Origin of the sequence: Emticicia sp. C21 (assembly GCF_003418935.1) — a bacterium.
Lineage (GTDB): Bacteria > Bacteroidota > Bacteroidia > Cytophagales > Spirosomataceae > Emticicia.
The window spans coordinates 308,052-330,007 of record NZ_QVMT01000005.1 but is presented as its reverse complement, the minus strand read 5'-3'; the positions used below and the strand labels follow the sequence as shown (position 1 = coordinate 330,007).

Annotated in this window: 15 protein-coding genes; 9 read left to right on the top strand and 6 right to left on the bottom strand. The window is 37.6% G+C overall.

All coding sequences use genetic code 11. From position 1 onward, the window contains the following. Positions 1–149 precede the first annotated feature (149 nt). Both xylA and guaB read left to right on the top strand, forming a co-directional pair. Complete coding sequence (gene xylA / locus D0T08_RS14030) at positions 150–1,490, top strand: xylose isomerase (protein ID WP_199538162.1); 1,341 nt, start codon at positions 150–152, stop codon at positions 1,488–1,490. Positions 1,491–1,640: 150 nt separating this feature from the next. Continuing rightward, on the top strand, positions 1,641–3,107 hold the full coding sequence (guaB, locus tag D0T08_RS14025; RefSeq protein ID WP_116983278.1) for an IMP dehydrogenase: 1,467 nt from the start codon (positions 1,641–1,643) through the stop codon (positions 3,105–3,107). 34 nt (positions 3,108–3,141) lie between these two features. Here the strand turns inward: guaB and D0T08_RS14020 are convergent, their stop codons facing one another. Then, positions 3,142–3,594, bottom strand: coding sequence for an energy transducer TonB (locus tag D0T08_RS14020; protein WP_147322775.1), 453 nt, complete (start codon positions 3,592–3,594; stop codon positions 3,142–3,144). Between the two features lie 19 nt (positions 3,595–3,613). Beyond that, entirely contained in the window at positions 3,614–4,045 is a 432-nt protein-coding gene (locus D0T08_RS14015; protein WP_116983276.1) for an energy transducer TonB, read from the bottom strand. Between the two features lie 95 nt (positions 4,046–4,140). Between D0T08_RS14015 and D0T08_RS14010 the strand changes: the two genes are divergently transcribed. Further along, on the top strand, positions 4,141–5,931 hold the full coding sequence (locus D0T08_RS14010) for a family 43 glycosylhydrolase (RefSeq protein ID WP_116983275.1): 1,791 nt from the start codon (positions 4,141–4,143) through the stop codon (positions 5,929–5,931). Between the two features lie 218 nt (positions 5,932–6,149). Here D0T08_RS14010 and D0T08_RS14005 read toward each other — a convergent pair whose 3' ends face one another. After that, entirely contained in the window at positions 6,150–7,238 is a 1,089-nt protein-coding gene (locus D0T08_RS14005) for a Gfo/Idh/MocA family protein (RefSeq protein WP_116983400.1), read from the bottom strand. 188 nt (positions 7,239–7,426) lie between these two features. On the opposite strand from D0T08_RS14005, the gene gldA reads away from it, so the two are divergent. The 5 genes from gldA (at position 7,427) to D0T08_RS13980 (ending at position 17,747) form a co-directional block, all read left to right on the top strand. Beyond that, entirely contained in the window at positions 7,427–8,134 is a 708-nt protein-coding gene (gene gldA, locus D0T08_RS14000; protein WP_116983274.1) for a gliding motility-associated ABC transporter ATP-binding subunit GldA, read from the top strand. A 164-nt stretch (positions 8,135–8,298) separates the two neighbouring features. Continuing rightward, positions 8,299–13,086, top strand: a complete 4,788-nt coding sequence (locus D0T08_RS13995; RefSeq protein WP_116983273.1) for a T9SS type A sorting domain-containing protein — start codon at positions 8,299–8,301, stop codon at positions 13,084–13,086. Positions 13,087–13,129: 43 nt separating this feature from the next. Next, a complete protein-coding gene (locus tag D0T08_RS13990; RefSeq protein WP_116983272.1) occupies positions 13,130–15,445 on the top strand; it encodes a T9SS type A sorting domain-containing protein in 2,316 nt (771 codons plus the stop codon). Positions 15,446–15,536: 91 nt separating this feature from the next. Further along, positions 15,537–16,283, top strand: coding sequence for a copper homeostasis protein CutC (locus D0T08_RS13985; RefSeq protein ID WP_116983271.1), 747 nt, complete (start codon positions 15,537–15,539; stop codon positions 16,281–16,283). Positions 16,284–16,295: 12 nt separating this feature from the next. After that, entirely contained in the window at positions 16,296–17,747 is a 1,452-nt protein-coding gene (locus D0T08_RS13980) for a sulfatase (RefSeq protein ID WP_116983270.1), read from the top strand. Between the two features lie 178 nt (positions 17,748–17,925). Here the strand turns inward: D0T08_RS13980 and D0T08_RS13975 are convergent, their stop codons facing one another. Beyond that, entirely contained in the window at positions 17,926–19,122 is a 1,197-nt protein-coding gene (locus D0T08_RS13975) for an argininosuccinate synthase (RefSeq protein WP_116983269.1), read from the bottom strand. Between the two features lie 142 nt (positions 19,123–19,264). Here D0T08_RS13975 and D0T08_RS13970 point away from each other — a divergent pair, with 142 nt between their 5' ends. Next, positions 19,265–19,969 (top strand): SGNH/GDSL hydrolase family protein, encoded by a 705-nt coding sequence (locus D0T08_RS13970; protein WP_116983268.1) that lies wholly within the window; start codon positions 19,265–19,267, stop codon positions 19,967–19,969. A gap of 13 nt (positions 19,970–19,982) precedes the next feature. Here D0T08_RS13970 and D0T08_RS13965 read toward each other — a convergent pair whose 3' ends face one another. Together D0T08_RS13965 and D0T08_RS13960 are read right to left on the bottom strand one after the other, a co-directional pair. Then, on the bottom strand, positions 19,983–21,062 hold the full coding sequence (locus tag D0T08_RS13965) for an LptF/LptG family permease (protein ID WP_116983399.1): 1,080 nt from the start codon (positions 21,060–21,062) through the stop codon (positions 19,983–19,985). A gap of 160 nt (positions 21,063–21,222) precedes the next feature. Beyond that, entirely contained in the window at positions 21,223–21,879 is a 657-nt protein-coding gene (locus D0T08_RS13960) for a metal-dependent transcriptional regulator (RefSeq protein ID WP_116983267.1), read from the bottom strand. Positions 21,880–21,956 lie beyond the last annotated feature (77 nt).

Sequence of the window (21,956 nt, the reverse complement as noted above, 5' to 3'; positions counted from 1 at the left end):
CATGTCTGATTTTTGTTGTTTCTGGCTATCCTGAATAATATGTTCCGAAAAGACAGATAAAAAACGGAAAAAATAATTGTAAATTTGACACTTAATAATTTACTTCGCATTATCATTTAAAATTATTCATATTCAACCGAGCAGAAATCATGACAAAATTGAAAGTTACGATAGGTGAAAAAGAATATTTTCCATTCATTAAAGAACCTATTGCTTATGAGGGAAAAGAATCTAACAATTACCTGGCATTCAAATACTACGATGCAAACAGAGTAGTAGCAGGCAAAACAATGGCAGAACACTTACGTTTTGCAACGGCTTACTGGCATACCTTCTGCGGAACCGGTGGAGACCCATTCGGCCCGGGCACTAAAGTTTTCCCTTGGGACTTAAACAGCAGCCCGATTCAGGCAGCAAAAGATAAAGTTGATGCAGCTTTCGAATTCATGACCAAGTTAGGTACGCCTTTCTATTGTTTTCATGATATCGATATCGCTCCTGAAGGCAATTCGCAAAGTGAGTTTGAAAAAAATGTTCAAACCATTGTTGCTATTGCGAAACAAAAACAAGCAGAAAGTGGCGTGAAATTATTGTGGGGCACAGCCAACCTGTTTTCTCACCCACGTTATATGAATGGTGCTTCTACTAACCCTGATTTCGCGGTAGTTGCCCATGCAGGTTTACAGGTAAAAAATGCCATAGATGCAACCATCGAACTAGGTGGTGAAGGATATGTGTTCTGGGGAGGTCGCGAAGGCTATATGTCTTTACTGAATACGAACACCAAACGTGAGATTGACCACTTAGCACAATTCCTGACTATCTCTCGTGATTACGCACGTAGCCAAGGGTTCAAAGGTAAGTTCTATATCGAACCAAAACCATGTGAACCATCGAAACACCAATATGATTACGATGCACAAACAGTAATCGGATTCTTACGTAACTATGGTTTAGATAAAGATTTCCAGATTAATGCTGAGGTTAACCACGCTACATTAGCAGGACATACATTTGCCCACGAACTACAAATGGCAGCTGATGCAGGTATGTTAGGTAGTATCGATGCTAACCGTGGAGATTATCAAAACGGCTGGGATACTGACCAATTCCCGATTGATTTGTTCGAATTGACAGAGGCAATGTTGGTTATTCTGGAAGCTGGTGGATTTACTACCGGTGGTATTAACTTCGATGCTAAAACCCGTAGAAACTCTACTGACTTGGAAGACATCTTCATCGCACATATTGCAGGTATGGATGCTTTTGCAAGAGCATTATTAATTGCGAATAACATTCTTGAGAAATCAGAGTATAAAAAACTACGTACAAAACGCTATGCTTCATTTGATGGTGGCGATGGCGCTGCCTTTGAATCTGGTAAATTATCATTGACTGATTTAAGAGGTATTGCCTTAAGAGACGGCGAACCGGCACAAATCAGTGGTAAACAAGAATTGTTTGAGATGATTATCAATCAGTATATTTAGTATTGCTGATTTTACAATAAACGAAGCCCTGTAAAATAGAATTTACAGGGCTTTTTATATTAATTTTCAATTAATTAACGGGATAGAATTGTCAATCCAAATATTTTCCGTAATTTTGCTTGGCAAATAAGAAAACGAAAATTATTTGCTATGTTAGATTCTTCAAAGTTGCTTTACGAAGCACTCACTTACGACGACGTTCTCCTCGTTCCGGCTTATTCAGAAGTTCTTCCCCGCGATACGCAAACGAAAACTTATCTGACCAAAAATATACAATTAAATATTCCTCTCATTTCAGCAGCGATGGATACTGTGACAGAGTATGAAATGGCTATTGCTATGGCGCAGGAAGGGGGTATTGGTATCATTCACAAAAACATGACCATCGAACAACAAGCCGAACAGGTGCGCAAGGTAAAACGTTCGGAAAGTGGCATGATTATCGATCCTATTACGCTAAGCGAAGGCGCTACTATTGGCGATGCCTTACGTTTAATGGCAGAGTTTAAAGTTGGCGGTATTCCAGTCATAGATGGTAACCATAAATTAAAAGGTATTGTTACCAACAGAGATTTACGTTTCCAGACGGAAATGGCTAAACCAATTGTAGAAATCATGACTAAAGATAACCTGATTGTAGGTCATGAGGGAGCAGGTTTGGCAGAAGCAGAAGAGATTCTGAAAAACTACAAAATTGAGAAATTACCGATTGTTGACAAAGACTACAAACTAATCGGCTTAATCACTTACAGAGATATTCTTAAAAAGAAAGACCGCCCAAATGCAGCTAAAGACCGTTTAGGTCGCCTGATTGCCGGAGCAGCCGTAGGTGTAACCGCAGATATTGAAAAACGTGTAGAAAGTCTTATAAAAGCAGGAGTTGACGTAGTGAGTATTGATACGGCTCACGGACATTCAAAAGGTGTAATTGAGACCCTGATGCGCATTAAAGCGGCATTCCCGAAATTAGATGTGATTGTCGGAAACATTGCTACTGCCGAAGCTGCCGAAGCCTTAGCTAAAGCAGGAGCAGATGCTATTAAAGTAGGGGTTGGACCAGGTAGTATCTGTACCACCCGTATTATTGCCGGTATCGGCATGCCGCAATTATCAGCCGTTGCTGATTCGGCGGTAGCTGCTGCTAAATATGGTGTTCCGGTAATCGCTGATGGGGGTATCCGTTTCTCGGGTGATATTACCAAAGCCATTGCTGCAGGTGCTAATACGGTGATGATGGGCTCATTATTAGCCGGAACAGAAGAAGCGCCGGGTGAAATGGTGATTTACGAAGGACGTAAATTTAAAACGTATCGCGGTATGGGTTCAGTAGAAGCCATGGAAGATGGCTCAAAAGACCGTTATTTCCAGGATGCGGAAGATGATATTAAGAAATTAGTACCGGAAGGTATCGTAGGACGTGTACCATATAAAGGCCGTGCAGCTGAAATTCTTTACCAGATGGTAGGCGGACTGAAAGCAGGTATGGGCTACTGTGGCGCAGGAGATATTACGAGTTTGCAACAAGCAAAATTTGTAAAAATCACAGCCGCAGGTATCAAAGAAAGCCACCCGCACGATATTCAGATTATGCGTGAGGCTCCAAATTATTCTAGATAATAATTTAGGTTATGATAAAACTAGAAACGGCGCTTTAGGGGCCGTTTCTAGTTTTATATAAGAACTCATCAAGAGAATGAATAAGTAGCCTTTTTCGCTGGTGTAAATAATATATTACAAATTTAGAAGATTCTTTATTAAACATGCCAGGTTTCCATTTTGGCATATCTTGAAAAATTTTAATTAGCTCTTCTTTAAATAAACATACACCCCCATTCAATATATTAACATTCTCAACTCGTCCATAAGCCGAAATACTAAATCGTACCACTACTTTACAACAGGTATCATCTTTAAAACCATAACTTTTAATTTTTGTACTTATGTATTTGAACAGTTCTTTCTCCCCGCCTTTAAAAACTGGGTCTTCTATTTCTACCCTCTCTATCTCCTTTTCTCGTGGGTTCTTCGCTAAAACAACTTCATTAAGTTCTTTTTGACAGCTAATCAATGATATTAATAAAAATAATAGGTATAGGTATTTCATAAAATATGATTAGTCAGTATTACTCATCATCCATAGTAACTCTTACAGGAATTATTACATTATTGGTTCTGACGGATACATTATCTTTTTTCCCAGGTTTCCATTTTGGCATGTTTTGAAAAACTGTCACTAATTCTTTCTCTAATTTTGGACAAACGCCCTTGCTTTTATAAACTGTAACATTATCAAGTTCGCCATCTTCCAAAACATCAAACTGAATGTTCACATTCACACATACGCAAAGACCATTCTCTTTTTCATATTTTAAAGTCTTTCCTATATATGAGTACATTTTTACAAGTCCTCCTATAAATTCGGGGCTCTTTTCTTCCGAATTTCTAATATCATAAACAGTCTTTTGCTTATAATCTTTTTCTACAAAAAGATTATTACCCTCTTTTTTGTAATCCAAAAACAAGAAGAATAAAGGTAGAAGAAATGAAAATCTCATAAGACAGTCACATTAATAACCCAATATACACAAAATGCTCATCTCCATGGTTTTCTGCATACTTATTTTATATTTGCATTAACAAAACCATACCTATGAAAACCATTTCAAAATTACTAATCCTATTATTTTGTACGACAATCAGCCTGGCGCAAAGCCCTCAGTTAAACATCGCTAAGCCTAAACCCTTCAAGCAGAAAACCTTCTGCAACCCGATGGATATTAACTACCAGTATAACTGGGAGCAAACTAACGAAAAAATATCCTATCGCTCGGGTGCTGACCCGGTGATTATCACCCATAAAAATGAATATTATCTCTTTCATACCATTCAGGGAGGCTATTGGAAATCAAAAGACTTACTCAACTGGCAATACATTATCCCAAACCGTTGGCCGATGGAAGATATGTGTGCTCCTGCAGCCATTTCGGTAAGAGATACGCTTTATTTGTTCCAATCAACATTCCAGCAAAGACCTATTTTCTATACGACTACACCTGAAAACGGCAAACTGCATTTCTATAACCGTTGGTTACCTCAATTACCCAAAGACATTGGTCCCTGGGACCCGGCCCTATTTCATGACGATGCCACAGATCGTTGGTTTATGTATTGGGGATCATCAAATGTGTATCCACTTTTCGGTGCCGAATTAGACAAAAGCAAAAACCTGACCTATAAAGAGAAAGACAATTACAAAGGCTTAATCTACTTACACCCCGAAAAACACGGCTGGGAACGCTTCGGCAGAGACCATAGAGATACTATAAAGCCATTCACCGAAGGAGCCTGGATGACCAAGCATAATGGTAAATATTACCTGCAATACGGCGCTCCCGGAACAGAGTTTAATGTATATGCCAATGGCACTTATGTAGGTGATGATCCATTAGGCCCATTTACCTACGCGCCTTATAACCCGGTTTCGTATAAACCCGGAGGCTTTATGACAGGCATGGGTCATGGTAATACTTTTCAGGATTTATACGGCAACTATTGGAATACAGGCACCCCCTGGATAGCGGTCAACTGGAATTTTGAACGTCGGATTGAAATGGTGCCCACAGGCTTTAATAAAGACGGACAAATGTATGCCAATACCCGCTTTGCCGATTTTCCGCAATTATTACCAACTAAAAAGTGGAAAGATAAAAACGAATTATTTGCAGGTTGGATGTTGCTATCCTACAAAAAGCCGTGTATCTCATCGTCAGTACAGGAAGATAAATTCTCACCAAACTTAGTCACTGACGAAAACCCAAGAACTTTCTGGGTTGCCAAAACCAATAAAAGCGGTGAAACACTGACCATTGATTTAGAAAAATCACAAACCGTACACTCATTCCAGATTAACTATACTGACTATAAATCTGATATTTATGATAGTGCATTGCCGAAAGTCTATATTCAATACCGAGTGTATTCATCAATAGATGGTAAAGCATGGACGAAGATTGCAGATAATACCCATGAGAAAAGAGACCGCCCGAATGCGTATGAAGAATTGGCAAAACCTGTAAAAGCACGCTATATTAAGTTTGAGAATATACACGTGCCAATGCCAAACCTCGCCATCAGCGATATACGCATTTTTGGAAAAGGTTCAGGTGCTGCTCCTGTTACTCCACAAGGACTAACCGTAACCAGACAAAAAGACGATCGTAATGCAGATATTAGCTGGCAAAAAGTGCCTGAGGCGGTAGGTTATAATATATTATGGGGCATCGCTCCGGATAAGCTATATCAGACTTACCAGATTTGGGGAGATGCCCCATCAAGTCTTGAATTAAGAGCCTTAACTGTCGGGCAGAAATACTATTTCGCTATCGAAGCCTTTAACGAAAATGGTGTTTCGACTATTAGTGAGGTAATAGGCGCTAAATAATTTTTTTAATGTAAGGCTAACAAGTAAAATATTGACTATAAGACACTTACAAATCCCGTAGGGATGGTATATCGGTAGAAAATTGAGCCCCTAAATTACTAAAGTCCCGTAGGGACGGTATATTAAACATATCGTCCCTACGGGACTTTACGACTATTTTAGTCGATTTTTTTCTACCGATATATCATCCCTATAGGATTTAAATTACCGAACTATGTCTACTTCAATTCAATGGTTTTCCTGGCCTTTGATGATTTCACGGCAGCATCAAGAATTTCCATCGCTACCATATTGATTTTCAAGGAACCCAAATCATTTTCAGATTTTACTTTGCCTCTTACCACAGCGGCAAAGTAACTGAAAGGGTCATTCATTGGCGAAGCCAAAGGCTTAATTTCCACTTTCTCTTCCGGCGGGGCATTTCTATTACCTTTTCTTACACGCATTTGCAGGCTTCTGTCGGCAATGATATAGCCTGTTTTGCCATAAAACTCTGCATCTTTTCTATCAAAAGGCCAGTTCCATGAGGCCTGAAAAATACCCTGCGCTTTCGGGTAGGTCACGATAATAGTGGCCTCATCATCCACTTTCGGGTACATATCCGGTTTTATAGTCTGGGTAATAGCTGTTACCGAAGTAGGTCTTTCACCTTTCATTATCCAAGACATAATATCGGCACCATAGCAACCGAAATCTATAATAGCTCCACCTCCGTTTTTCACAGGGTCGCCTAACCAGTCCATAAAAGTCTTGGTTACACCAATTTCTTTAGGGCCAGAGTGACCATCATGAATCACTATTTTTCTGATATCGCCAATGGCATGGTCTTCATTAATCATTTTATATGCCTCATGGTTGCTCGCATACCAGGTAGTTTCATAATTGGTCAATAACTGAATATTATGTTTTTTAGCCAAGGTCTCCATTTGTTTAGCCGCTGCAAGATTAACTGCCAATGGTTTTTCTACCATTACATGCACGCCTTTAGGGGCGCATTTCTGTACAGTTTCTAAATGCTCGATAATACTTCTAAAGTCACAAACGGCTTCCGGTTTAGCTTTTTCAAGCATTTCGTCCAGACTGGCGTACCAAAGACTCTCGGGCAATTTGTATTTGGCAAAGTACTTCATGGCAAGAGCTTTGTCTGGTTCGGCAAAGCCTACTACTTCTACACCATCGTGTTTAACGTTATTAAGAATCTGGAATACATGGTCGTGTGTCATGCCGACAATACCCATGCGAACGACTTTGTCTTGCGCAAAGGCAAACTGAATAGTAATAAGGAGGAATAGGATTGTTTTTTTCATCGCTTGTTTAAATGGTTGAATACGAACAAATTTAATTAAAAAGCGCAGGAAAGACATTTTTTAGAGAATCTTTTCACGAGAAAACCTATTTTTACGTTTACAATAGGTAATTAAACCTTTTCACTGATTGCAATCGAGATTTCATCAGCCTCAATCTATCAGTATATATACCATAGAACCGCTCAGCAATGTCTATTAAAGTTCAGAATCTAAGTAAAGTATACGGTACTCAAAGAGCCGTTGATAATATATCATTCGAAGTTAACAAAGGAGAAATCATAGGTTTTCTTGGGCCAAATGGCGCAGGGAAGTCAACAACCATGAAAATCCTGACAGGTTATATTCCGGCAACCGAGGGCACAGCAGAAGTAAATGGCTTCGATGTAAAGACTTCGCCAATGCAAGTGAAAACACATATCGGATATCTTCCGGAGCATAATCCTTTGTATCTGGATATGTACGTAAAGGAATTTTTAGATTTTGCAGGCTCACTCTATGGTTTAAAAGGCAGAACGCTACAAATCAAAATTGATGAAACGATTGAAAGAGTAGGCTTAGGGCTTGAGAAACACAAGAAAATCGGACAACTATCAAAAGGCTACCGCCAACGTGTAGGTCTTGCTCAGGCATTGATTCATAATCCTGATGTATTGATTTTAGATGAGCCTACTACCGGACTAGATCCTAATCAGCTGGTAGAAATACGCGATCTCATAAAAAACGTAGGCAAAGACAAAACAGTTATCTTCAGCACACATATTATGCAAGAAGTAGAAGCCATCTGCGACCGTGTTGTGATTATTAACCGAGGCAAAATAGTGGCTGATGGCACCCTTTCTGAACTCAAAAAAGGTGGTAAAGCTATTGAAGAGGTTTTCAGAGAATTGACTACTTAAAATACCTTCACCTATAGTTAAGAAATTTTCTGCCAGATATTATCCTACCAAAAATATCTGTATTTTTGCTCCATTAATCTAATGAAGTTATCAAACTGTTTTGCTTGTTGACTGAGACTTCTTCTGATTATCTAACCAATCACTATCTAATTTTATCATCCGCTATGGCTAAACGTCTACTGCTTTTTGTTGTTTTATACTTTGTTTCGGTTTCTTTTATCTGGGGGCAATGTGAGAAGGAATATACGATGACCGTCAATAAAAAATCTGCTATGTCATCCGAATATCTTGGGAATGATTACAGGCGTTTAAATTTTTGTAAAAATGTAAAGGCTAATCTTCAGGTAAATTATCTTGAATCAGATAGTTTGAAATTCCGATGGTTCAGAAATGATACTTTGGTGACGCAATCTGCATCGCTCGAAACAGATATTGATGGGCTATATATGGTTGAGATTCAGAGTAAAAATTGTACTTATAAAATCGGGAAAGTACATTTGGTATTCTTAAAGAATATTGAACCGAAACTTTCAACACAAGAACTGACAATCTGTGAGAATATCGGTTCTCCTAAGGCAATAACTGTAAATCCTGGCATTACTTTTCACGAGGTAAGCTATCAGTGGCAAAAAAATGGGGTAGATATGCCTAACCAGACTCAGTATTACATTTTTCCACAGAATTCAGGTATATATACCGTAAGAGTTACCTCCGAGTCATGTTCAACTACTTCTCAACCTGTGAATGTCCAGGCAAATAAAGATAATAAAATAACGAATTATTTACGATTCGAGCCTTTTGGAGAAGAACTAAAGAGAGATACAATTCAACTATGTAAAGATTATGATTATAGCCTGAGTACTCCTAATGACGCCGATTGGTATCTGAATGGAGAACATATTGCCAAGGGGTATTATTTTCATCCGACTAAGTCGGGTCTCTATTATACATCTGCCAAGTATAGCGGTGATTGTGTTATCGATACTAAACCGGTATATATTTCTCTAGATACAAAAATTTCACCATTAAATTTAATCTCCGGACTTCAATATATTTTCTGCGGAACAAAAACAATTTACCTTGAAAATCCCAATTTTAAAGGCAATAATCAACTAAATTTTTACGACAATAAGACCAATCAATTAAGGCATAGTTTTTCGAATCTGGATGGTTATTTTTTTGAATTTCTTGAATCTCGAGACTATAGAGTTGAATACCAAACGGGCAACTGTAAAACTGAACCTTCAAGTTTAGATTTATCTAAAAATAAAGCCTATTTGTATTATAACGATAAAAAAATTGACAGCAAAAAGATTACCCTATGTAACAATGCATACGTTGAATTAAAGGTAAGACACATAACATCTGATGAAGTAACTCTATATAAAAATGGTGTGCTTGTTCAAAAGAAACAACCTTCTTTATATGATTATACTGGTTTTCTGATTTCTGAAACAGGTAAATATCATATTAGAATCTCTGACCCCAATTGTACGGTAAATGGCGAATCAATCACTGATACAGTAGAAATTGTTGCACCACAACCAATCTCGACCCAATTAAGTATTTCTTCAACATCGTGTGAATCAAGTATTCTTGCGGCCACTCAATATGAGGGTGTAAGTTATTATTGGTACAAAGACAAAACCATTATTCCTAACCAGACCTCGTCTACTCTAACACTGAATAAAAATGAAACCGGCACCTATTATGCCGTTTTGCAAAAAGATTTATGTTCAGTAAATACAGAATCTATTGTTTATGGAAACCAGATATCTGGTGAAACAAATCTTTGTCAGGACTCAAAGTTCAGACTTGAATCAAAAGTAAAAAGCGGTAGCATTTTATGGAAAGGCCCCAATGGATTTACTTCAAACGAGGCTATTATCAATATTGATAAGGTTCAGCCTGAGCACGCCGGATGGTATGTTCTATCAACAAAGGTCAATGATTGTTCGTTTAAAGATTCTGTAAAAGTAGTTGTCATTAAAAAACCTGTTATTTCCTTTGAATTTGCCAGTCCTTTTTGCCTCAATCAAGACCTTGTTGTGAAATTTAAAGCAAATCCGGGCTACTATTATCTAAATTATAGTTTATTTGGCGGTGATTCCAATTGGCGTTCTTTTCAAGTCTATGACGAATATGGCGGTATGAGTGAGAAGTATGTCAATTTAGGTAAAATAGAGCCAACGGAAAATAAGGAGTTTTTTACCTTGCAATCTGTTGATTATACTACTAATACCGTTTGCTCCTATCCTTTGACAATTCCACCGCATGCTATTACTCCTCCTTTAGTCTGTAACGATATTGTTGAGTTTACAAACCTGAAAGAGACTTATTGTTATCAGGAAAAATTTAAACTCAAACTGAAACTACCAGCCAGTTTACCTAAAAATAAAAAACTTAAAATCATTTTAGAAACCTTCTCTGAAAGCTATCATTTAGGCATTTTTTCAGGAGACAGTATTCTGCTATCAATGCCTGATATAAGTGGCAGCGATATGTATTTTATTATTGAAGATGAAGACGGGAAATTCATAACCAACAGTAAAACATTTGCCATAAAAGGGGCTAAACTTCCTGTTTATGCTATAGTCGGGAATGCATATATTTCCGGAACTATGATGCACTGCGAAGGGTATTCAACGAAGCTTAGAACGAGCGTTTTTGTTGGCGAAAATCAATCGGTTCAGTGGAGAAAGAATGGCGCTGATATAGCAGGAGCAACAAAGGTTGATTTTGAAGCAAAAGAAAGTGGTTTATATTCCGTAGCATTCGTCGAGGGCGGATGTGCCGTTGAATCAGAGAGGATTGAAGTTATAAAGGGAGCGGTGCCTAAAGCTAATCTAACATCTCTCATTGGTATCCAAAATGCCTGTACCGGTTTTTCTGTTCCTTTGGCAGAGAGAGGTTATTTTCCATACACGGGTTATGAATGGAAACGCAATGGACAGATCATAGAGAAAAAAGTTGATAGAAATGCTTTTGAGGCTAAAGAAACCGGGTATTATAAAGTTACCGTTTCTCAGGGTTCATGTAAAGAAACCTCTGATTCTGTTTTGATTAAGATAGGTGATAAAAACCTGCTTAATAAAATTTTTGCTGAGGGAAACACTGATATCGGTAACAATAAGGTAACTATCTGCGACCAGACCTCCGCTAATCTCTATCATACAAATTATTATTTTACTTCGGTTAACGATACTGCATTAGCTGCAAAGTATGGATTTAGTTTTCAATGGAAGCGAGACAATAAAAATATTGCAGGTGCAAATAAAGCCTATTATTCTTCAAATGAGCCCGGTCTTTATCAGCTTCAAATGAGACAAGGGGATTGTATAGCTAATTCTAATAAAGTTGAGGTTGTCAGACAAAATGTTTCGTCGATAAAATTGATAAATAATTATGATTATAGTACTATAAAGGGTAAAGATACCCTTGTTGTCTGCAGTGAAACGGCCTTATACCTTTATGCTTATGAAACCTACGGGGCCATGTATAACTGGAACAAAGAATTATACAAAGATGGTAAGCTTATCAATAGTTACTCTGTGAAAAATGATAATAGCACCATGAACAGTTTCCCTATTAAAGATTCAGGCAAGTATTCAATAAAACTATATCCGGAAAACCAAAAAAATTGTATAGCTTACACAGATACAAGTAATGTTTTATTTGCCGACAGGCCTTTGCAGCTACCGATGGATACTGTTTTTTCATGTAATGATTCTATCACTTTGTACGCACCGGATATCTCTCGCGAAACCGACTCTAATGGGTATCAGTGGAGTTTTAAGAATAAAATTATAGGAGGCAATAGTAATTATTTATACGTGCCTAATGAAGAAGGTATATACACAGTAGAAATCAATGAGGGTAATAGATGCAGCACAATACAGTCTATTCTGGTAAAAAGAAATATAGGCTCAAGATTAATAGCGATTGATAAAGACCCGGTAAACGGGGTGATTAATTTTTGTGAGGGCGCGGATAATAGGTTGATTTCTTATAACCAAAGTGGTATTCAGCAAGCCTACAATTCGAGCTATACCACGGAATGGTATAGAAACCAACAAAAACTACCAGATACTGTTTCTTCTATAAATGCCAATCAACCGGGAGAATATTTTGTCAGAACCAAATACAGAGACTGTGAAACAAAAAGTAATAGCATTAAAGTAGAGGTATCACAAATAAAAAATCAGATTACTCCAAAAGCTGATAGCTTGGGTATATGTATTAATGGCGGATTCCAGATTCTCGAAACCAACAAAGAAAACGGATATACCTACGAGTGGTTTAAAGATAATACCGCTTTAGGCGAAATGTCATCCACATTAAAAGCTAGTCAAACAGGTACTTACAAAGCCCTTATTCAGAGTGGTGATTGTTCCGTGCTTACACCTAAGGTTAGAATCTATTCAATTACGCAATTACCAACAGCAACCATCTCGGGTGATACCACTCTGAATATCGGGGATACAGCTAATCTAAAGTTGTCTTTTACGTCAAGCCCACCATTCACTTACAAACTAAGTAATAATCAGGAAGGAACCTCAGATAAGAATACCATTATTCAACCCATCAAGATTCAGGAAAGTACTATATTTAAACTAGCTTCAATTAAAAATGCCTGTGGAGAAGGTACTGTATCTGGAGAAGCCAAAATAAATATAATTATTTTAGGGAATGAGCCGCTGATTGGGCATAAAATCACCATAGCCCCGGTTCCGGCAGAAAGCTATTGCGAAATCATTTTTGATTTACCAGTCTCTCAGGAAGTCTCGTATCAATTGCTAGACATGAAAGGTCAGCAATTATCTGAAAAGAATCTGGGACAAGTAACATATAAGAAGCAATATCTGAACCTGAATAATCTCACAGCCGGAGAGTATCTGATTAGGATACAAGTGGGGAAGGACTTTGTAACCAGGAAACTGATAAAATACTAGCACAATATCTTTTAAATTAATTTGACCCATTTTAATTATCATTATGACTAAAAGTTTACTAAGCACTTACATTTTATTTATTACTTTTCTTTCTCCCTATTTTGTAAGAGCATACACAATTACTGATAAAGCCTTTTGGAAAGAATTTGACTCTGGTTTTGATACACAATTATTCGATTCTACAAAAACAAACTATAGCGACCGCTCTTTAGAAGCATTATTGGAAAGTAAAAAGTGTGAGATAGCAACACCTTACATTTATTCAATTGTCGGAAGTTCATTTGCCTGCAAAGGTTATGTAGTTCCTTTACAATCTGCTAGTTTTGATAATTCTATTTATACAAAATACAGCTGGAGGCATAATGGAAAAGTAGTAGAGGAAGGGGCTAAAAAAGATTTATTTGAAGCCAAAGAAAGTGGTTATTATAAATTAACTGTCTATCAAGGGTCTTGTGAAGCGACTTCAGATTCTGTCTCGGTAGAAATAGGGCAGAATTTATCTAACGAAATTTCTGGTGACAGAGCGATAATTAATAATAAAGTTGCCTTATGTGAAAGTTTTAAGACTACCTTTTATCATAATGGCTATAGAGCTGTACCTATTGATAATCAACAGGAAAACATTGCCTTTTTAAAAAAATATGGCTTAAGTCTTCAATGGAAACATAATGATAAAAATATTACAAAAGCCAATGATATTAATTACACAGCTTCTGAGCCGGGTGTTTATTATTTACAGCTAACTCAAGGAGAGTGTATTGCCAATTCTAAAAAAATAGAAATTGTTCGTAGAGACACCCTATATGGGAAATTGAGTCATAATTACCCTTTTTCTGACGAAAAGAAAACTGTTTCTTTATGCAAGGATAAAAATGCTTTTTATAGCCTTGATGTAAGCGACGGTTATACCGGGACCTATGACTGGTATATTGATTTCTATAGAGATGGAAAACTTATCGAAACCAGAACCCCTAATAGTGACTATACCAATCGTTATTTCACAATAAAAGAGTCAGGAAAATATTGGGCAAAAACTTACTCTCCTGCACAAAAATCCTGTGCAATTTTATCAGACACAACCGTTTTTGATATTAACAACGGACCTATCACACTCCTTACTGATACCATTAGTGTTTGTTCAGATTTTGCCAGGCTAGCTTTTGATCCACCTGGCAGTGGTGGCATAACAGAATTTCAATGGTTTTATAATGGTAACTTAATGGGAGATTATTTTAGTCCCAGAGCCTATGAAGAGGGGTTGTATACCGTACAAACCCGACAATATGGTGGTTGCATTTTTATCAAGTCATTCTTAATAAAGAAAAACTTTAACCCAAGGATAACCTATTCCTGGAATACACCTTTTCCGTCCAATACTACTATATGTGATGGCAAAAAAATTGATTTATTCTTAGTAGCTGTAGATGATAGATCCAGAATTGATTCTTTAGATTTTAGCATTGAATGGTATAATAATCAACAAAAATTAGCCGATAGGCAAACAAGATTTACTTTGAACCAGGCGGGCAACTACTATGCTAAATTAAAATATAACAACTGTGAGGCCATAAGTAATATCATCAAAGTAGACCTTATGCAGACCAAAAATCAAATATCACCACTACCGAGTAACTCAGCTATTTGCCTGAATACAGAATCCAGAACTATTGAAGCCAGTAAAGAACCTGGATATACGTATGAATGGTTTAAAGACAATATAAGTCTTGGTGAAACTTCTTCTGCTTTAAAAGTCAATGAAGATGGTGTCTACAAAGCGATTATTGACAATGGAGATTGTTCTGTGCTTACACCCAGTGTAAAAGTTTATGCAAATACGCAGCCACTCACAGCAACTATTTCAGGAGACACAACAGTAAGCATGGGAGATATGGCTAACTTAAAATTATCATTCACTTCAAGCCCGCCTTTTACTTATAAATTAGGCAATAATCAGGAAGGAACTACAGACAAAAATAAAATTATCCACTCCGTCAAGATTCAGGAAAGTACTATATTTAAACTAACCTCAATCAAAAATGCCTGTGGAGAAGGTACTGTATCAGGAGAAGCCAAAGTAAATGTGATTATTTTAGGCAACGAACCGCTTGTTGGCCATAAAATCTATATAGCCCCTATTCCGGCAGAAAGTTATTGCGAAATCATTTTTGATTTACTAGTCTCGCAAGAAGTCTCATATCAGTTGTTGGACATGAAAGGTCAGCAATTATCTGAAAAAAATCTGGGAAATGTAACCTACAAGAAACAATACCTGAATCTGAATTATCTGGCCGCAGGTGAATACCTGATTAGAATGCAGGTAGGGAAAGACTTTGTAACGAGGAAACTAATAAAGTACTAATAACAGAAATTGAAATTTAAAGAAAACAGATTAGATGCTTCAGAAAAGGCTTTTAATCTGTTTCTTTGCATAAAAGAACCATAGAAACAGAATGTTAGAAATTTGTTGCTTTTCCTTAGAATCCTGTCTGACAGCCCAAAAGGCAGGCGCTTATCGTGTTGAATTATGTGGCGGAATGTTTGAAGGTGGTACAAGCCCCTCAGCAGGCTTAATTAAACTTGCACGCCAGAATCTCACAATCAAATTATACGTGATGATTCGCCCGCGTGGGGGTGATTTCTGCTACTCAGATACTGAATTTGATGTAATGAAAGAAGACATTCAAACTGCTAAAGGATTAGGGGCTGATGGTGTTGTATTCGGGCTTTTAAATCCAGACGGAAGTGTTGATATACCCCGAACAAAGGAACTGGTAGACTTGGCCCACCCAATGAAAGTTACTTTCCATAGAGCATTTGATGTATGTGCTGAACCATTTCAAGCCCTTGAAACCATTATTGAATTGGGTTGTGAAAGAATATTAACATCAGGGCAGAAAAACACAGTCACCGACGGAATAGACTTATTAAAAACGTTGGCCGAAAAAGCAGACAACCGTATTGAAATTATGGCAGGTGGAGGTGTGACCGCCCGGAATGCTGCACAACTATTAGAAGCAGGCGTTCATGCGTTGCACATGACAGGCAAAGGCATTGTAAATAGCCAGATGGAATATCGGAAACCTGACGTAAGTATGGCAAGCGCCGTATTGACCAACGAATTTGAAATGTACGAAGCCAATTTTGACAATTGCAAAGCCGTAGTAGATATTATAACTACTAAAAAATATCACCTGTAATCATCTAAAACAATGAAAAAGTATTTAGGTATAGCTTTACTGTTATTGACAGGCATAAGCTTATCTGCCTGGTTGAACAGACCTAAAGCTACTGTACCCAATATTATTTTCATTATCGGTGATGACATCAGTTATGATGATATTGGTTGTTATGGTAATCCCTTAGTGAAAACACCTAATATTGATAAACTAGCCAAAGATGGCTTATTGTTCAACAATATGTTTGTCACTTCCAGTTCATGCAGCCCAAGCCGAACGAGTATTCTTACAGGCAGATACCCGCATAATACGGGAGCAGCCGAATTGCATACCGAACTTCCAGCGCATCTGACCTATTTTCCCGAACAATTGCGAAAAGCAGGCTATTATACAGCATTAATGGGTAAATGGCACGAGGGTAAAAACACCAAACGTGCTTATGATACATTGCTGGCAGGAGAAAAACTGAATGGCTTAGGTGGTGAAGACCAATGGATTAATATCCTGCAGGCAAGACCTAAAGGTAAACCTTTCTTTTTCTGGCTATCTCCTTTCGATGCCCATAGAGAGTGGTCGGCAGATAATTTTAAAATCACTCATAATCCAGATAAAGAAGTTCGTGTTCCTAATACCCTGATTGATACCAAAGATACCCGACACGACCTATCTTCTTACTACAATGAAATTGGGAGATTGGACTATTATATCGGTGAATTGTGGAAAGAATTAGAAAGACAAGGCATTGCAGATAATACTATCATCATTTTTACGGCTGATAATGCCCGTCCTTTCTCCGGTAATAAAACTCTGCTTTATGATAGAGGTATCAAAACACCTTTTATCATCAAATGGAAAAATGGCATCAAAAGCCAGCAACAAACAGATGCACTGGTTAGTACCATAGATATCGCCCCAACTCTATTGCATTTAGCAGGTGTAAAACCAGCCAATACTATTCAAGGGCAAAGCTTTACCAATTTATTAAAAACACCAAAAGCTGATTTTAGAAAATACATTTTTGCTGAACACAACTGGCATGATTACGAAGCCTACGAACGAGCTGTACGCACTAAAGACTTTCTCTATTTAATTAATAATCGCCCTGGATTAGATAATGGCGGCCCGATTGATGCAAACCAAAGCCCATCAGCATTAGCTTTGAAAGAGAATAAAGAAAAACTAACTCCACTACAAAAAGAAGTATTCATAAATCCCAGACCAACAGCCGAGTTTTATGATATGAGAAGCGATGCAGCTCAAACTAACAATCAGATAAATAACCCTAAATATAAATCAACGATTTATCAGCTTAAGAGCACTTTGGAGCGCTGGCAGACAGAAACAGGAGATACAAGTCCAACAAAACTGACACCTGACTGGTATCATAGAGAAACGGGTAAGCCTTTAACAGAGAAAGATATTAGAGGAGAAATGCCGGGAGCTACTAAACAGGCTGCTAAGATTAATGCGAAAGGGCCTTTTTAATTATTTCACTAATATACCGACTTAAGTCGGTCAATAAAATACTAACCTTTGTTATCTTAGGCGGCGAACTCGACGGCGGACCGTTTTATTCGCTGTCCCTTGGATTAAGAAAAGATGAATAAAACAAAAACCCCATAAACTCGACAATTTATGGGGTTTTACAATTTATAGCTAAGAATTACTTCTTCCCAGCCAATTCAGCTATTTTCTCATGAATCATTACCTGATTTGACATGATTTTCGAGAAACCTCTTACATCATCACCACTCCAGGCATTATTCATTTCACCATAGCTACCAAATACCGGCGACATCATATCGTAATCAGACTTGATACCTAATAATTGGAAATGATAAGGCGTTAGTTGTACACGCACTTCTCCAGTTACGTTTTCTTGTGTACTTGCCAAGAATGTCTCAATATTACGCATCAATGGCTCTAGGAATTGTCCTTCGTGCAACAACATACCATACCACTCAGCTAAATTCTGTTTCCAGTATTGTTGCCATTTGGTCAATACATGTTTCTCCAATAAATGGTGGGCCTTAATAATAATCAACGGAGCAGCAGCTTCGAAACCTACACGACCTTTGATACCAATGATTGTATCACCCACGTGAATATCACGACCGATACCATACGGAGAAGCTAATTCAGACAAACGGCGAATAGCATCTACCGGATTTTTGAAACGACGACCATTTACCCCTTTCAATTCACCTTTTACAAATTGTAGTGTTACTTCACTACCTTTTTTCTTCGTTACCTGTGTCGGGAAGGCACTTTCCGGTAAGAAACCGTCTGAAGTTAAAGTTTCTCTACCACCTACCGATGTCCCCCACAAACCTTTATTGATAGAGTACGCCGCTTTATGCCATTCACGTACTACGCCTTTTGATTTCAAGAATTCGATTTCAGCTTCGCGAGATAAACGTAGGTCACGGATAGGTGTAATGATTTGCGCATTCGGTAATACAATTCTGAATACCATATCAAAACGTACCTGATCGTTTCCGGCACCTGTACTTCCGTGTGCTACGGCTTCTGCTCCAATTTGTTTGGCATAATCAGCCACAGCTACCGCCTGAAACATACGTTCAGCACTTACAGAAAGTGGATAAGTATTATTTTTCAGGATATTGCCATATACCAGATAACGTATACATTTCTGATAATATTCATCTACCATACGAGCTGTATGATGATGTTTCACGCCTAATTCATAAGCCTTTGTTTCAATATCCTTGATTTCTTCTTCTGTAAAACCACCCGTATCAACCAATACTGAGTGTATTTCATGACCCAATTCTTCGGTCAGATATTTTACACAAAACGAGGTATCTAATCCTCCACTATATGCTAAAACAACTTTCATATTAAATCAGCCGCTGAAACGGAAATTTAGGTTTTAATAAAAATTTTGCAAAAATAGGACTTCTATCCCTATATTCCCGTATATATTTATAAATATAATTGTAGGTTAATAATTTGTCTTTCAAAAACTGATTAATGCTTATATGTCAAAAATCATCGCTTTCATCTTATCTATAGCTTTATTTTTATCATGTGCTATGACAGATACCACCGAAATAGTCTCTATTCCAAATCCCATCGGAACAGGGCCGGACAGAACTTTCTTAGCTCTGGGAGACTCCTATACTATTGGCGAAAGTGTTGTAGAAAAAGATCGTTGGAGTATGTATCTGATTGATTTATTGAAAAGTGATTTTACCATTACCAAACACGATATTATTGCGCGCACAGGCTGGACAACGGAAGAATTAACACAAGCCATTGCCGACAGCAAAAACACGAATCAATACGATATGGTATCTTTACTGATAGGTGTAAACAATCAGTATCGGAGGCAAAGTATTGAAAAATACAGAATCGAATTCAGAGAATTGTTACAAATTAGCGCCAGATTTGCACATGGTGATTATAAAAAAGTATTTGTTCTGTCAATTCCTGATTATGGTGTCACGCCTTTTGCAGTTTCCCGCGATACCAAGAAAATAGCCAAAGAAATTGATGACTTTAATGCCGTAGCTAAAGATGAATGCAGAAAAGTAGGCGTTCCTTTTTTAGATATTACCACCGTCACACGTGAACATACTGATGCCTCTTATATTGCCAGCGACCAACTGCATTTCTCAGGCAAAATGCACGAGCTCTGGGCTATTAAAGCCCGTGATACGGCAAAAATCATTTTGCGACAATAAGTTTTTGCTGATTCTATCTAGGAACTGTAAAATACATAACTGTTCCAATCACACCGAAGACAATATTTGGTAGCCAGACAGCCAGAATAGGCGGCATATTACCCGACTCAGCAATCCCTTTTGACATGATATAAAAGAGGATATACACAAACGCTAGCACGAACCCAATAGCAATCTGAAAGCCAACCCCACCCCTGGCTTTGCGGGCAGATACTATCAAACCTATAATAGATAAGATAATTACAGCAAAAGGCGTAGCAAAACGTTGATATAATTCTATCTCAAATGATTCTATTCCTTCAGCACCCCGACTCTTTATCAGGCTGATTTTCTCCTGAAGCTCAGGAATTGTGTAAGACTCCTGTATCTGGTGCTCGTTTTCAAAATCGTTAGGCGATAGATTCACTGCCGTGTCTTTAGGGGCTGTACCATATACCATCTTATCTTTCATAATACCAAGCGTCCGGATTTTATAATCGTGTATCTTCCATTTCTTGGTACTATCATCCCAGGTAATACGCTTGGCTGAAAGCTTTTCTACCAGTTTATTATTAATTATTTTCTCTAAAGTAAAATCATAACCCGTTTTTGCCTCATTATTATAGCTCGACATATAGGCATAGGTATTCGGTGCTACAGCTATATGGAAATCCCTGGTGGAGAAATAGAATTTATCATTTACATAGACATTTTCAAAAGCCAAACGCTCTGTATTAGCGCGTGGAAGAATCCAGCCTACCATCACAAAAGAAAAAATAGCAATAATAGAAGCTCCAATGAAATACGGGAGCATCAATCGTCTGAAACTAACCCCACTACTCAGAATCGCCACAATTTCGGTATGGGCAGCCATCTGAGCCGTAAAGAATACAGTAGAGATAAAAATCATTAAGGGGCTGATATAATTAGCCCAATAAGGTGCAAGGTTGGCGTAATATTGTAAGAGGATGGCACGCATCGGTGCTTCTTTCTGAATGAAATCATCGTTTTTTTCTACAAAATCAATCACCATAATAATCAGTACAATTACCACTACCGCAAATACATAGGTTGTCAGGAATCGCTTGATTAAGTATTTATCTAATATATTCATGAAGGATTCATTAATGTCTGCCAAACCTTTCATGGTTGGCTTATTTGTAAACAACAAAGAGAATAGAATCTATTCTCTTGCCTGCGAAATATTCTTTTTAACGCCCAAAATTATGAAATCATACCTATTCCTGAGTGATTTTATAAAACTTTAACAAGGCTTACTTCACCAACAGATTTTTAGCAACTTCATTACTCACAAAAACTGATTGATTATTATTCAGTAAAACTGTAAATGATTTATCAAACTCACTCACTTCCTGAATCTTGATAGTAGAACCTAAAGTAATATGATTTTTATCTAAATGCTGCAAAAATGCTGGCGAATGTACCAATACACCTACCATCACCACTGTCTGGTCAATCGGCACTTCTGAAAGTTTGCAAGAGGCCATCGAGGGCATTTTACCTTTCGAATCAGGAATTGGGTCGCCATGAGGGTCAAATTGAGGACTACCCAAAAACTTATCTAACTTCTCAGTTAACTCTTTCGAATCTATATGCTCCAATTGTTCGGCTATGTCATGAATTTCATCCCAGCCGAAACCTAATTTATCTACCAGAAATACCTCCCATAAGCGATGTTTACGAATCACACTCAAGGCAATTTGTTGGCCCTCTTTGGTTAGGGTAACTCCCTGATATTTACGGTAATTAATCAAATTTTTCTCCGCCAATTTGCGTAGCATATCTGATACCGAAGCAGCTTTGGTCTGTGTAATCTCGGCCAGTTCGTTGGTGCTTACTTCATTCCCCCCGTTCTGCTCAGTAAGCATGTATATAATTTTCAGATAATTTTCTTCGGTAAATGAAGTCATAGCCTTTAGCTTGATGATAATACCCCACAAAAGTAAGTTTTCTAACCAATTAATCAAATTTTTAGACAAACCTAAAA